The 14,447-nt window shown below is 52.2% G+C and carries 11 protein-coding genes; 3 read left to right on the top strand and 8 right to left on the bottom strand.

Annotation, left to right across the window (positions count from 1 at the left end):
• Positions 1–652: 652 nt before the first annotated feature.
• A complete protein-coding gene (locus AC2FI7_RS21375) occupies positions 653–1,348 on the bottom strand; it encodes an alpha/beta fold hydrolase (protein WP_496816927.1) in 696 nt (231 codons plus the stop codon).
• A 381-nt stretch (positions 1,349–1,729) separates the two neighbouring features.
• Between AC2FI7_RS21375 and AC2FI7_RS21370 the strand changes: the two genes are divergently transcribed.
• The 3 genes from AC2FI7_RS21370 to AC2FI7_RS21360 all read left to right on the top strand — a co-directional run bounded on the left by AC2FI7_RS21370 (position 1,730) and on the right by AC2FI7_RS21360 (position 6,059).
• Positions 1,730–3,202: a L,D-transpeptidase family protein gene (locus AC2FI7_RS21370; RefSeq protein WP_496833617.1), complete on the top strand. Its 1,473-nt coding sequence runs from the start codon at positions 1,730–1,732 to the stop codon at positions 3,200–3,202.
• A gap of 112 nt (positions 3,203–3,314) precedes the next feature.
• Entirely contained in the window at positions 3,315–5,240 is a 1,926-nt protein-coding gene (locus AC2FI7_RS21365) for an AsmA family protein (protein WP_496833615.1), read from the top strand.
• A 165-nt stretch (positions 5,241–5,405) separates the two neighbouring features.
• The gene (locus AC2FI7_RS21360; RefSeq protein WP_496833613.1) at positions 5,406–6,059 is read left to right on the top strand and encodes a hypothetical protein; all 654 of its coding nucleotides are present in this window, start codon (positions 5,406–5,408) and stop codon (positions 6,057–6,059) included.
• A gap of 11 nt (positions 6,060–6,070) precedes the next feature.
• Here AC2FI7_RS21360 and AC2FI7_RS21355 read toward each other — a convergent pair whose 3' ends face one another.
• From AC2FI7_RS21355 to AC2FI7_RS21325, 7 genes are all read right to left on the bottom strand, one after another.
• On the bottom strand, positions 6,071–6,571 hold the full coding sequence (locus AC2FI7_RS21355; protein WP_010438188.1) for a hypothetical protein: 501 nt from the start codon (positions 6,569–6,571) through the stop codon (positions 6,071–6,073).
• Positions 6,572–6,695: 124 nt separating this feature from the next.
• Positions 6,696–8,309, bottom strand: a complete 1,614-nt coding sequence (locus AC2FI7_RS21350; RefSeq protein ID WP_496816922.1) for a mechanosensitive ion channel family protein — start codon at positions 8,307–8,309, stop codon at positions 6,696–6,698.
• A complete protein-coding gene (locus AC2FI7_RS21345) occupies positions 8,306–9,628 on the bottom strand; it encodes a mechanosensitive ion channel family protein (protein ID WP_496816921.1) in 1,323 nt (440 codons plus the stop codon). Before AC2FI7_RS21345 ends, AC2FI7_RS21350 begins: the two co-directional genes overlap by 4 nt.
• A 151-nt stretch (positions 9,629–9,779) precedes the next feature.
• Positions 9,780–11,003, bottom strand: a complete 1,224-nt coding sequence (locus tag AC2FI7_RS21340) for a carbohydrate porin (protein ID WP_029621684.1) — start codon at positions 11,001–11,003, stop codon at positions 9,780–9,782.
• Positions 11,004–11,065: 62 nt separating this feature from the next.
• Complete coding sequence (locus AC2FI7_RS21335; RefSeq protein ID WP_010438197.1) at positions 11,066–11,467, bottom strand: hypothetical protein; 402 nt, start codon at positions 11,465–11,467, stop codon at positions 11,066–11,068.
• Positions 11,468–11,539: 72 nt separating this feature from the next.
• Positions 11,540–12,931, bottom strand: a complete 1,392-nt coding sequence (locus tag AC2FI7_RS21330; protein ID WP_496816920.1) for a metal-dependent hydrolase family protein — start codon at positions 12,929–12,931, stop codon at positions 11,540–11,542.
• Positions 12,932–12,994: 63 nt separating this feature from the next.
• Positions 12,995–14,386 carry a metal-dependent hydrolase family protein gene (locus tag AC2FI7_RS21325; protein WP_496816919.1) on the bottom strand — a complete coding sequence of 464 codons (1,392 nt, stop codon included), beginning with the start codon at positions 14,384–14,386 and terminating at the stop codon, positions 12,995–12,997.
• Positions 14,387–14,447: the final 61 nt, after the last annotated feature.

Genomic DNA, 14,447 nt, shown 5'->3' with positions numbered 1-14,447 from the left:
AATGTGGGTGTCTGCTCCGCTGGCGATGATCCAGGCCGCCAGAAGGATGCCCGGAATAACTATCGGGGCAACGACAAAATCTGTAGGCGCGCGCATATCGTTGCGCGCCCAACACTGATTACATTCAGAAAATTACGGATTCTACGCCCATAACCTTGCGCGAGATTTGCGCATAAGTTTGCATTTTTTGCCCATAAGTTTGCGCGGTGCGTAGAATTCGTTCAATTTATAGTAGTCCTCTCTCAGCTCAATCGACTTTAGACGCTCATCCACAATCAAGAGTGCACTCTGGTCGAAAAAATTCAACCCTAGTCAGTGGGAAACAGTTCTAAGGCAATTGTGAGAGACTTGTTGGCCAAGATAACGTCGAGCGCCTTGTCTGAGCCGATCTTATTTTCCTAGCTAGTACCGCATACTCATTATCGAGCATCCGAAAGTGACGGCGCCGAGATCGGTTGCCTGCCATTGAAGCTGAAGCTTCGGTTTGAGATCAATGCCAGCTGATCAGTCGAGACGCGGATTCACTTGCGGAGCTACGGCGCATCTCGCCCGAAGCGCTGATTGAAGTAGGACAATCGGGATAGAAGCAATAACTATTCCTATGCGGGCGATTTCGCTGTCCGCGCGCTCGTGCAGGATCCGGCGGCCAAATTCAAATCGCGGACATTAGCATTCGGGCCAAGTCGTCAGGCTTGTCGATCATCACGTAGTGCCCGAATGGCACCGAAATCGCCGTCCACCCCGACTGATACTGGTATCGCTCAAAAAACGGTTGGCCAAGCCCAGGGACCCAGCCGGTGGCATAGATGTAGGTCCGCTTTACCACCTCGGCTCCGCCGCTCACCAGTTGCATCGGTTGCTCAAATGTCTTGAGTGGTTGCGCGACATTTCGGCGGTCCACCCACGCACAGTCTGCTCCATTCACCGAAAAAGCCTCCGCTGGGCCCGGCGCGACTTTACCACCGGCGGCACTATCACGAAGCCCTGCCGCGATATCCGCAGGCAAAACATCCAAGGCCGCCTGCCCATCGCCCGGTACGAGCGCATCGAGGTACACAAGTGAGCGAATGTGGTCGGGCGCTCTATCCGCCACTCCGGTGACAACCATGCCGCCATAGCTATGACCGCACAAAACAATGTCAGAGAGTTCTTCGCACGTGATTACCCCTAGGACATCCTCGATATGCATGGCCAGATCGGTTTCGTCACTAACGAGGTGAGCACGTTCACCCAACCCTGTCAGTGTCGGGGTGAAAACGTCGTGGCCGTCCCTGCGCAGAAGGGCGGCTACGCGAGCCCAACACCATCCCCCTTGCCACGCTCCGTGGACCAATACAAATGTCGCCATAACCCGCCCAACTCCGTCGATACTGCAATGACAGTAGATTCAACAGGGCCGCCTCGTCCACAGGATCGTTTGGACGTTCAGCGTCAATCCCCTGCATATACACACAGCACTCGAACCCTCCAATCAAATGGCCATACTAAAATCATAAATTACGATTTGATTATACATTATGTATGAGTATCCTCCCACATAGAGACAGCATATAGCGCGAAGCCGCAGGAGGTATTGGTGGGTCACGTTAAGTCGTTAGTCGCGATTTCGCTAACTGCATTGGTAACAATATTCCCCAACCCAAGTGTCGCAAACGAGATATCAGAGCAGATTGCTTCTCTACTCGGTGCCAAGTTGGACGTGAGTAGCACGCTACCTGACAGAAAGAGCTTGGATGCTGAAATCCTAGTGCCGCGTTTTTACGAAGAGAGGGGCTTCACTCCTGCGTGGACACGCGATGAATTGGCAGACGAACTCTTGGAGGAGTTGGATGGCGCTATAGAACAGGGCTTCAGACCGGAAGATTTTGACATAGCGGAGCTTCAAGCCGCATTTAAGGCCGCCCAAACTGGCGATGTTTCTAATCAAGCATTGTTCGATATTCTGGCAACGGACGCTGCGGTGAAACTGGTTCATCATTTGGTGTTTGGGAAAGTCGACCCAAATGCACTGGACGATGATTGGAACTTCTCAAAACCGGTAATTCAACAAGACCCAGCCGTTGCCCTGAATCAGTTTCTTCAAGGTGAAGGTTTTAGCGCGTTAATCGAACGCATCGATATCGACAATGCGCAGTATACGATGCTTGTCGAAGCACTGAGTAAGTATAGGGCCATTGCTTTACAGGGCGGTTGGACCAATGTTCCGGATGAAACCGTTCTTAAACCAGAGATGGTGGACCCTGCTGTCGCTAAGCTGCGCGAAAGGCTGGCGGCAGAAGGCTTCGTTGAAACAAGCGGTTCTTCTGAAGACGGTGAAAACGGCATAAACACAGCTTGGGTTTACGACGATAACTTGGTGAAATTAGTCAAATCTTTTCAGAGTCGGCATGGATTAGAAGCCGATGGGGTCATTGGCGGTAAGACGTTCGCATCGCTAAACAAACCGGTGGAAGATCGAATTAACAAGCTGCGTCTCAGCTTGGAACGTGGCCGCTGGCTTATGCGGGAAGTCGACGACGAATTCGTGCTGGTGAACATTGCAGGAGCCCGCACATATTTGGTCACATCGGATGGCACGCTTTGGACCACTAGATCAATCACAGGGTCAGCCTATCGAAAGACCCCAGTGTTCCGAGACGAAATCAAGTATATGGAATTCAATCCCACCTGGACCGTTCCCGCCTCGATTTTTCGTAAAGACAAACTTTCGCGCATCCGCAAGGATCCAGCCTATCTGACACGCAACAACTATGTTGTTCGGAACAAGGATGGCCAGACAATCCCCGCAAACGCCGTAAACTGGGGGGCGAAGAACCCCGGCGTGACCCTGGTTCAGCAGCCGGGCCCAGACAATGCGCTGGGTTTGGTTAAGTTCATGTTTCCAAACAAATATGCTGTATACTTGCACGACACAAACGACAAAACCCTTTTTGACCGAAACGAGAGAAATCTCAGTTCCGGCTGCGTTCGCCTTGAGTATCCGTTCGAGTTCGCGAGCCTTCTGATGGAGGGAGAGCCAGATTGGAGCCGGCAGAAGATGCAGTCCATTTTGGATAGCGGAAAGACAACGCGCGTTGATCTACCTGAGCCAATGCCGGTTCTTTTGACATATTGGACAGCGTGGGTCGAAGACGGGGTCGTTCATTTCCGCGAGGACCCTTACGAACGGGATGCCCGTATCCTGGCAGCTTTGGACCGATGAGCACGAAATGCGCGGCGCGCGAGAACCGAGTTACGTGCCCAACTTTTTCAGTAGATTGGCAAACGCCGAATTGCAGATAGACAAAACGGCGTAGGCGACGTCAGGGGGATGCATGAGGACTTGGCTGTTTAGAACAATTGGGATTGTCGTACTACTTGTGTTTGCAACAATCGCACTTGTTTGGTTGCTACTTGCTGCGCCGCTATTCTCGGAGATGCGACGTGACCTGGTCGAAAAAGTCCTTTCTGAACAAATCGGACAACCGATTGTGGTTAATGACGATGTAAGTGTCGCGCTTGGACGCATTACCCACATTTACGTCGGTGGTGTGGTTATCCCGAGCCAAACTATGCCGGAAACATCTCTTGCGGAATTGAACCTTCTGGAACTGGAATTGGATGTTGCTGCTTTGGCCAATCGACGTCTGCACTTTGACAACCTCGTCGTTGACGGTCTCCAGGCGAATTTCCTTACAGCTGCTGACGGCACTACAAGTTGGCGAAAAGGCCGACCGACGCCAAAACCTGAACCCGAAAACGCCACGGAAGAGGACAATCAAGAGGCTATAGCTGAGACCGGCGGATCCAATGAGGGCGACCCAGAAGGTAGTGGAATCCTCTCATTCCTGAGCGACAAGAATGTAACTTTCACATCCATTGGGTTGAACATTGATGATCAATCCTCTGGCTTTTCGTTCGTGTTTGACCTCCAGTCTCTCGCTCTGGAACGGGTAGACGAAGGGCAAAGAACAAAGGTCTCGGGGACAGGCTCCGTCAACGGCCAAAGTTTCGAAATCGAGGGTGACTATCCTCATAGTGCGCCGTTTGCGACGCGCGCCAATTTTGGCGAAATGACGGTAAGCTACGACGGCGAACCTTTTTCGGAAAGCGAGGGAGGTGGCTATCGTGCTGTCTTGCAGATGGACACTGGTGAATTCGGTGACTTTCTTGAAGTCATTGGGCTGGAGCGAGTTCTGGAAGGGAATGGCCAGTTGCAAGCAGAGCTTGTTTCTCAGGATGCTCTGAAAATCGAGACCTTTACGACCACCGTAAACCTTGAGGACGGACAGCAACTTACAGCAGAAGGATCGATAGAAGACCTCTACACAGCTAGGGGCGTTGATCTGCTATTCGACGCGCGGCTTTATCCTGAGGGGCAGCCGCCGAACGCAGCAAAGAGTTTCCAGGAGCTGAAGTTCACAGCCTTTGAAATGCACATGATAGGATCACTTGCGTCTTTCGAGTTCGAGAAACTTCTGTTCCAAACTAACGCATTTGATCAAGGCCTGGACGTGATCGGGCCAGCCTCTATCGAACGCATTCGCCGCATGCCCGATGGTCGGCTTGCGATGCTGGGCATCGCCTTACAGGCTGGACCCATTGAGGACCCAATTCTAAAGGCCGACGGCGAAATTCTCGACCTGCTTCAGCTTCAGGACGTGACTTTCGAAGGCACACTCAACGGGCCGGCCAAATTGATTTTGCCAAATATGGATGAAGATTTTGTCGATCAGCTCGGTGGCATAAATGCCGACTTCAGCTTGTCCAATGAAGGAGGGCCTGTTTCGCTCAACAGGTTTAATGCAACCACCTATGGCACAGATATTTGGGCGCTTGACCTCGCGCTATCGGTCAGCGAATTGAAAGGGCTGTCAGGCCTTGATTTTAACGTGGAACTGGATGTCAGCGACGGAGCTAGTTTTCTGACTGCGCTTAAATTGCAACCTGTCGAGATTGGCGCACTTGCCGTCGATGCAGTGACGTCGAAGCAGGGCGAGGACTTCACTGCCTCAATCGAGTTTGAAGCCGGTTCGTCACACCTTCTGGCCGCTTTGGATGCAAAATTTCCCGAGGGCGCTTCTGTAATTCGCGGAAACGTTGCGAGTAAAAGGCTCGATTTAAACGATCTAAAAAACCTGACCGCTACGCTGGACCAGCTTAAAAGCTTGGTAGGCGACGCTTCAAAAGATCCTGAAACCGACGTACAGCCCTTGGTTCTACCGAAGGAAACCAACGTACAGCCCCTGGTTTTACCATAGGAGAAAGGAAAGCCAGCCGATCTTCTGGATGTGCAGCGCGTACTGAGAGAGGCTGACGTTCAGGTACAGATCGACTTTAAGGAGATTGTTGGCCAACAAGGCGTAACTTCTGTTTCCAGCCAATTGTCTGCAAAAGAAGGGACCGTAGATTTTGGCCCGCTCCAGATGGCTTATGGCGGTGGAAACTTCAGCCTACGGGCAGTGATGGATCTGATTGACTCACCTGATTGGCTCTCCTTGTCGGGGTCAACTTCAGGATGGGAATTCGGAGAGATTCTCGATGAACTGGGTATCGGGATAGATGCATATGGGCGATTGAGTGGTGAGTTCAACGTTTCAGGCAATACCGCGTCTGGCAATGCGTTTGTGAATTCCATGCGCGGCACTGCTTCTTTATCGATGTCACAAGGCTATGTCAGCACCAGCCTTCTGGAGTTGGCAGGGCTTGGTATTTTCCCATGGCTGTTTTCAGAGGAACTCCGTCAAGGTTACACGGACATAACATGCGTTGTGGCACCAATTAGCATCGAAGCCGGCCGGGTAAGCTCAGACTCCATCGTGGTTGAAACGGGTTCTGTTCAATTGGTGGCCAAGGGCCAAGTGGATTGGGTCAAAGATTTCATTGCGATCAGGGCAGAACCCCGTCGAGTTGGCAAACCGTTATCCCGTAGCGCGTGGCCGTTTGATGTGACTGGCCAACTTTCGTCACCGAAGTTCAAGTTGGATGTGGGTGGATCCAGAAACAAGGCTCCGGAAGGTGCTGATGCGATGCCGGCAGACAGGCAACCGTGCGTGCCAGACATGAATCAGCTTCAATAGTCGGTCACGACCTAGTTCTTGAGTGGTTCAGGCTGTTCTGCCTGACATGCCAAAACGGCCCCGATGGCTTTTGAGGACCCACTTAGATCAAGTTCTACTTCGGCTCCACTTTCACCAATAATCGTGACGCTTTGGCGCTTGCCGAATTCGGTTACAAACGCAGGGTTGTCGAAAAAGGCGTAACCCCCGGGGACGCCATTTTTAAAAACACCTATGGCTTCGCCTTCAAACTTTGCGTCACCAAAATCGAAGTTCACGATACCGGTTGATCCGTCCTCAATCTGAACCCAGGTCGGATTGTAAGCGGCGAAGAAACCGCCAGCCTGATTGGGTGCGACGCCAATCTCAACTGTCATGTCGTCTTCGAAGGGCTTCCACGCGAGGCAGCCGTTTCCTTTCTCGGGGTCGATCAAAATTTTCCAGTCGCCGGACTCACCCCACGGCTCCATACCAGCGGCAACAGCGCCACTCGCGAGAAGCGTTACTATTGCGGTAAATGTCCAATTGATCATCTGGAACCCCAAAACTTTCTGAAAACTATTGCATTAATCCTACCCATAGCTCTGGATCAATCAAACTAATCCGACAACCTGCAAGGGCGGGGTTTTGTGGACCCAGAGTGGGCTTGGTATTCTTTTACTCCGCTATATGAGCAAGCTTTCCATCCCATTCCTCAGTGGGAATCTTAGGACTTTGCGGGTCAGCCATGTAGGACGGTGTCATAATTTGCGTACTGTTCTCGTTGAACACTTCCACGATGTTTTGGTGTAGATCAGACAGAATCTTAGGCAAACTCGATCCCCGAGACGTGTACGCGTTGATTTCGTAATTGATGGCATAGTCAGCCAACTGTGTCCAAAGTACAAAAGGTTCCGGGCTTTTTCTCAATCCCTGTGTGCGATGAGCCGCCTCTATCAACATTGCCGTGATTTTTTTTGGCGGCTCCTCGTACCCGATCCCGACAGTTGTGTAAACGACAAGGCCTCGACCATCGACTTTTCGCGAATAGTTCACGACCTCTGAGTTCAACAACTGAGCATTTGGAATACTGATCATTTCGTTTTTGATAGACTTGATAAGTGTTTCCATGAGTTTGATTTCGGTCACGTCCCCTATCTTGTCTCCGACCATTATTCGATCACCAACATTCGTACTACGTCGATAGATGACAAACAGACCTGCCATCATGTTTGACACAACCGTGTTGGACCCTAACGAGACCATGATGCCGGCGAGAATTGTCAAACCCTGAAACGCCCGGGAACCTGAGCCCGGAATGTATGGGTAAGCGAACACCAGCGCGATCACGATAACCAAAGCCCTGAACAGCATGTTTGTTGGCGCGATCCAGTGCGCCTCGAAACCTTTGATTTCAAACGCCCCGTTCTCCAGGTTGTCAAAGAACAGATCGAGGCCACGGATCGCAAACCGGCTTACAGCTGCTATAATTACCAGCATGATCAGATTTGGGATGTACCCAATGACAGCCAGCACAACGGTAATCAATGGCTCACTGACGTACTTAAGAAGAACTTGAGCAATGGCCCGGGTTTCCGCGAACGACAGCAATACCAAGGACAGGTAGTAGTAGAGAAAAAACAGAAACAGCACCCACATCAAAGCATGAATTGAATAAACGATGATAGACGCGATTGCCCTGCTTCGTAGGATTGACTTTGTAGCTTCCTCGACGCTTTCCGCTCTCTTTTCCAAGTTGTTTCTGACGTAGCCCAGAAACTTCTTCCGTTTGGCAAAGAAGAAGTATGACACCAGTGCAAACAACGCCGTCCAAGCAACAGCGGCCAAGGTGCTGTCAACGCGGCCTTCGCTGGATCGCGCTTCCCGGTACTTTAAAATGGCATTTTCGATGGCCTCTGCTTGCAGCCCGGCCAGAACTTCAATGTCCATCTGTTCGTGGTCGGCGTCAGCCTGAGTGGTAATAGTGACCATATGGCCGTCGACGCGTACGAGTTGTCCAAATTCAGCCCGGGAGATTTGGATGTCGACCGTTTTGCTCTCTGATCTATCCGCGACTTGAGTAATTCTTTCTTCAATCTTTGCGGCCCTGTCCGTTGCAGGCAATGCGCTGGATCCGCGGACGACAAAAAGTTCATCCCCATCGACAACAACAGGTGCTATGAATTCGGGATCTTCTCGTTCCTGCTGTGGCAGCAGTATTTCTTCTGACTGAGCCGAGGCGACACTGCAAAGAAGCAGAAAGGACATCATCCATATTACTAATGCTCTCATGTCTTTACTCCTTCCACTGGGATCAGGTGAACATCGCGCTGCGGGAACGGTATTGATATTCCCTCTTGGTCAAACCGTTCCTTGGCTTGTCCTGTGAGGTCCCAATAGACAGTCCAATAGTCGTCAGACTTAGACCACGGTCGACAAAAGATATTGACTGAATTGTCGCCAAGCTCACCAACAAATATTTCTGGATCAGGCGATTTCAGGCATAGTTCATGCCTTCCGACCAATTCTTTCAGCACATTGATTGCGTGGGCAGCATTGTCTGAATACGCGATACCAAAAACCAGATCGACGCGACGCTCATCAGATGCGCTGACATTTGTGATTACGTCACCCCAGATCTTACTATTCGGCACAATGATGATCTGATTGTCGAAGGTTCGGATTTTTGTCGAAACGACCGACATCTCGTCAACAAAACCAGATGACCCGCCAACCTGAATATAGTCTCCGGTATCGAATGGCTTTAAAACCATGATCATCAGACCGCTGGCGAGATTGCCTAGCGTTTCCTGAAGCGCAAAGCCAAGAATGAAAGACAAACCACCAAATATTGCAAACAAAGGAGTGACATTCACACCAAACAGGGCAAGTACAACCAGAATGCCGAGAATAAAGACCGCCCAAAACACTGCGGTCGCAATGAATTTCTTAAGCATCCGCGAAATTGTAGGTATCTTTTCAAGGCCGCGCTCAGATAGACGACGCACCACTTTCGCGACAAACATCATAACCCAAACAGCCGCCAAAACACCCAGCCCAGCCAATAAAAGACCAGCACCTCCCTCCCAGGAAACCAACCATTGGAGAGCGTTGTGAAATAACGTCTGCAAATCCGTTGTTTTAAGCACGCCAGTTTTGAGCGCTAAGACATAATCGGTATGCGGTTTCAGGTCTTCTTCGGCGGCACCCTTTAAGGCCCACTCGTTCAAGACCAGAGTGTAATTATCCAAAATTACAGTGCCAGTATCGTTTATCAAAGAAAGCTGTGATCTCAGGTCATCTTCTTGCGCTTCGTTTCCGGCCTGAAGGCTAAGATTAATACGGGCAATTTCTTCAAGTTGGTTGCGAACATGGTCTTGCCAGGCAACAGCAATTTCTGAAAGCTCATCAGTCGTCAGCGGAACAAGCAGTATCTCCAGGTCACCGGCAGAAATTGATTTGTCGGCAACCTCAGTTAAGAGATCTTCTTGCTGTACCGCAGCAGGTTCCTGTTCAGTTGCAGCATTCTGTGCGTACGCTGGAACAGCGTTTGACGTCGATACCGCCGCAGCAAAGAGCAAAATAACCAAACCGTAGATGTATCGCGCCATGACACTAAAGCTCCCACATAAAGACTGAAGAGATCGTAAGGAGACCGGAAAGGTCTGCCATCAAAAATAGTTGGGGGCGACCCACTCACTTGCCGCCCCCGCCCGTTCCGGCAAAAATGCAGCCCGAACGGAAACTACTAACCGGCATGCATCAAAGATTGACCCTCAGTCTCAGTCCTAAGACCAGCGGGTCGTTCGAGTTTGATCCGGGATTTTTCAGGTATTGCACGTCTGCCGTCAGTGCCAGATTGTCGGCCAGGTCCAAACGGTAGAAAACTTCAAGTGTCGTTTGACTGGGCAATCCTGGTGTCGTCAGGTCGGCAACAGTGGCCGCTATGCCAAGGAGATCATCGTAGGTGCCAGGTCGCCACATCAAGCCTGCGTTGACTGCACGCCTGGCCAGCGCACCCCCGCCATTGGACCATCCCAGCCGTCCGAAAATCATCAGTTGGCTGTCGAATGTATGGTTGGCAGAAAGTGTGGCTCCATATGTTTCCGGTACGCCAACTTGTCGGCGCGCATCTGTGTGAAACATCCCCAGATGAACGTTTGTCAGAAATCGTTTTGATTTTTCGGGCGTCCAGCCGATCTCGGCGTATTTGTAGAATTCGCTACCCCCGGAAAACCACTCAATGTCTGTGAGAGACCCATTGGCATCGCTAACTACCCCTAACGCGTAAATCTGGTCCGTTAGATAGCCGCCGACGGTGACGCCAAAACCTGGATCGGGGATTGGCAGCACCGGGCTAAACAGGATCGAATAGTTCGAAAAGGTCGTTCGTGGGTTCACGTAACCCAGAATGTCAGAGTAGTCGCCCGGATCGATCCGACCCGCCACCACTCCTCCGCGGCCGTTTGCGAAGGCTTGTTGCCAGTAAGCTACCGACAAGGTCGTGTTTGTGTCCCCAAACGTGACCGCGGTTGCCCCTTGATACCCAATTTGCGCAGGCAGCGCTGAAGGTGCAATGGACTGGCCCAACCGGTGTCGGTTCTCCAGAATAAAGACAAGGCTACCCGGGTTTTCACCACCCCGGTTTGCCAATTCCCACGTCCCGATCATCCTGAGCTGACCGGATGCAGATTCGTCTTGCCCGGTCAGGCTGTGAGAACTGCGCTGGTATAGCGCCTGATAGTCGAAGCTGAGGGCTAATCCGGTGTTTTCCCGAAATCGACCCAAAGCGTTCTCGGCTGGATCAATGGCACGGTCCAAACCGGGCCAACGCGAATCTTCCAGCCGGCGCAACCTGTCTTGCTCCTGCTGCGCGCTGGCTGATCCCGGACCACCCAACGATACCTGGGCTGCGGCCTCCAGTTTGGCCTGACCAGCGTTTTCCTGTGCGCCAGCAGCACCGGCAAATAGTGCAAAGGCGCTCAATAACGCGGTGGAAAGGGTCGGTCGTGATGGAAGGTACGATCTCTGGTGCGACAAAACTCCAATCACTTTACATCATCCACAGCTTTTATTTCGGAAACACGTTCCAGCGCCGCAGCCATGTCGGCGCTGCTCATCAACTCGATCATCTGGTAATCATCAAGCAGGCCATCGCCGAGGCGGCTAACATAGAAGGCTTGGATAAAGGTAGGGTCATCTGGCAGGGAGACGGTGATGTAGTTCTTCCCGTTCCCAAGTCCCCAGTAATAGCTCAAAAGCTCTCCACCGAGCGCTTCGATCCCGCCCTTCACCGAGGCTGCGCGATCCCCCGGATTGGCGATCTGCATTTCCCAAGCGGTGCTATTGGACGTGCCAATGAACAAAAACGTACGCATGCTTTCGGCGTCTTCAGCTGCGGCAATTGAACCACAGATCGCCATAAAGACGCCAAGGCTGAGATGTTTCACAGTCTTTCCTTTCAGGGAAGGTTTCTTGGCTGAAGTGTGGGGTTATCAAAGATAGACCACCCCACTTTCCTTTCATTCCAGCGTATTCTTGAAGAATTTTCCGTCCTTCATGATGACACGGATGGTGTCGAAACCTTCTTCACGCGGTTCCGCGTCAAACCATTTCGGTTGGGCGCCCAAGACAGAAAGATCTTCCAGCGGGTTGCCATCGACGATCAGGATATCGGCGTAGGCTCCTTCTTGGATCACCCCCAACTGCTCCGGATAAGGATTACGTTGGCCAGTCAGCTGCGCAAGTTCGCCCGCGGTCGACGTAGCGGAGACCAGCATGGCATGATTGCCGAACCAATCAGCAAACTGGTACTTTTCGAAATCGCGATGGGCACGACCCTGATCGAGCGTTGACAGTACTGTATCAACGTTGTGCACGACCTTGGGTTTGTATTTCTTGACAAGTGTGATGAGATCCTTGCTTTGGTCATGTGCAACCGCAAGCTTGATGCCTGCCGGCGTACCCGGTGCAAAGTTGGGGTGCTCAAACAGGATCGGTGAGAATCCGGCGGTGTTGAGCGACCAAAATATCCCTTCATCAGCCATGCGCTTCACGGTTTCTTCTGTGACCATCTGGCCGTGTTCAATGACCTTGACGCCCGCATCCAGTGCCATTTGGACAGTTTCGTCCGTGTATGCATGCGTAAAGGCGTAAGTATCAAAAAAGGCTGCGACCTCTACGGCCGCTCTGATCTCTTCCACGCCGTATCCCACAGACCAAAGCGGGTCCAATTCCGAGGAAACACCGCCACCGACGGTTAGCTTGATTTGCGTGGCCCCATAGCTGAGGTTTCGGCGCGCGGCCGTTCTGATTTCGTCTACGCCGTCTGCAACGACCGCGAGATTTAGTTCTTCCACCTGTGCGACGGGGCCACCTTCTGCCCGGGCACGAGGGCTGCGCCAGTCCGTGTGACCAGATTGTGGGCCGATGCACGCACCGCTCGGGTAAATCCGTGGCCCGACAAGGATATCCTGATCGATCAGCTTTTTCATCGCATCACCTTGGCCACAGGCATCGCGAACCGTTGTGTACCCATCCATAAGGTAATCACGCGCGTTTGCGACCGCCATCGCGCCGACGCCGTCCCAATTCGCATATTCCGCGCCACCAAAGCTTGTGAACAGACCGGTCAGGTTCAGATGGACGTGGCTGTCGATCAGCCCGGGCATCAATGTGCGACCACCTCCATCCACAACCGTCGCGCCAGGCGCGTCGATAGCCTCGGTGGACACTTCTTTGATCAAGTTGCCTTCAACCAGAACGCTGGCGTTCTCGATCCGCGCCTCGTTCACACCGTCAAAGACATGGACGTTAGTGAACAGGGTTTGCGGCTGGGTATCCTGTGCAAACACGGCAGTGGCCGTGATAGCGATTAGGCTCGCGGCAGCGGCTATCTTTGTTGAAATACTCATGTCTTTCTTCTCCCTTAAAATTTAGTGCGCGGGGTGCCGAGGTAAGTTCACCCCACGCGACACTCAGTCGAGTGTGTTCTTGTAGATCACGCCATCTTTCATGATGATCTTTAGATTGGTGTCGGGATCGGACAGCAGCAGGATGTCCTCCAGCGGGTTCCCATCGACCAATAGAAGATCGGCGTATGCACCCTCTTCGACCACACCCAGCGGGCCGTCCTGAAAAGGATTGTTCAAACCTGTAAGACGGTTCATGCGCGCGCCGTTGGACGTTGCGATGCGCAAAATGTCGAAGGGTGTGAAATTCGCTTCAAGCAGGTATTTGAACTCGTCGTTCATCTTCTTGTCCTGCTCTAGCGTTTGGTCCCAGTTGTTGATGAGGTCAGTGCCCAGGGTGTAGAGATCGATCATGCCTGGCGTGGTTTGAATTACTTCAATCATGTTGGCCGCGGCATCCCGCACCGTCTTCCACTTCGCAAACGACGCGGGTGTGTAAAATGCTTCGGCCTGCTCGGTGGAGACCGAGTAGACCGGAGCCACGGCGGTCGCAAACATGATCTGTTTTTGAACCATGACCTCGGCCACTTCCGGAGTCAGAAACGGGATGTGTTCGACGGTTTTCGCGCCATTGTCGATACAGTTTCGGATCGCCTGTTCAGTGAACACATGGCAGGTCACATAAGTGCCCCACTGTTCGGCGGTTTTGACTGCCATCTGGATTTCATCGGCTTGGTACTGAAGCGAATGCAGGGGGTCGAACTCGGACGTAACACCGCCGCTGACCATAATTTTGATCTGGGTTGCCCCGCGGCGCAGGTTCTCGCGTACAGCCATCCGGATCTGATCCGGCCCATCGGCTATAAAGCTCATTTCACTTTCGACCCAATGTGATGGTCCTTGCCCAGACAGTGTGGGATGCCGGTCGTTCAATTTACGGAAGTCCGCGTGCCCGGATGTCTGGGTGATGAAGGCTTCAGACGAGTAAATGCGCGGCCCTGGAAACATGCCGGAATCTATAATGCGAGCGATGGATTTTGCTGGTCCGCCTAGGTCCCGGACAGTGGTGAACCCATTCATCAGGATGCGTTCAGACCGAATTGTCGCGACGCCGCCAAGGTGAAAGGGTGTTATATTCTGGCGCAACCCATCGCTGAGAGGGTTGAACACCGTAAGATGCACGTGTTGATCATGCATTCCGGGCATCAGTGTGCGCCCACCACCGTCGATGATTTGCGCATTGGCGACGGCAAGCGGCTCAGTCGAGACCTCGGCGATCAGGTTATCAACGACCAAAACATTTGCGTTCTCGATCCGCGCTTCGTTCACCCCATCAAAGACATGAACATTTGTGAAAAGGATCGGGAAACTTTCTTCCTGTGCAGCGGCATGAGTTGGAAACAGATGGCTCGCAGCTAGTACTGCGGGCACAAGTATGCGCATCAGACATCCGTTCATCAGGGCTCCTATCAACAAGAATCGCAAAAGGCGCATTTAGGAGTCATTATAGAATTCGAAT

The sequence above is a fragment of the Ruegeria sp. YTSA064 genome (genome assembly GCF_059610325.1).
The sequence above is the reverse complement of the archived record's forward strand: the minus strand, read 5'-3'. Positions and strand labels throughout refer to the sequence as shown.

Bases quoted from the DNA above. Each gene is read 5' to 3' on its own strand.
- AC2FI7_RS21375 (WP_496816927.1), bottom strand. From the start codon at position 1,348: ATGGCGACATTTGTATTGGTCCACGGAGCGTGGCAAGGGGGATGGTGT.
- AC2FI7_RS21365 (WP_496833615.1), top strand. From the start codon at position 3,315: ATGAGGACTTGGCTGTTTAGAACAATTGGGATTGTCGTACTACTTGTG.
- AC2FI7_RS21360 (WP_496833613.1), top strand. From the start codon at position 5,406: ATGGCTTATGGCGGTGGAAACTTCAGCCTACGGGCAGTGATGGATCTG.
- AC2FI7_RS21355 (WP_010438188.1), bottom strand. From the start codon at position 6,571: ATGATCAATTGGACATTTACCGCAATAGTAACGCTTCTCGCGAGTGGC.
- AC2FI7_RS21350 (WP_496816922.1), bottom strand. From the start codon at position 8,309: ATGAGAGCATTAGTAATATGGATGATGTCCTTTCTGCTTCTTTGCAGT.
- AC2FI7_RS21345 (WP_496816921.1), bottom strand. From the start codon at position 9,628: ATGGCGCGATACATCTACGGTTTGGTTATTTTGCTCTTTGCTGCGGCG.
- AC2FI7_RS21330 (WP_496816920.1), bottom strand. From the start codon at position 12,931: ATGAGTATTTCAACAAAGATAGCCGCTGCCGCGAGCCTAATCGCTATC.
- AC2FI7_RS21325 (WP_496816919.1), bottom strand. From the start codon at position 14,386: ATGAACGGATGTCTGATGCGCATACTTGTGCCCGCAGTACTAGCTGCG.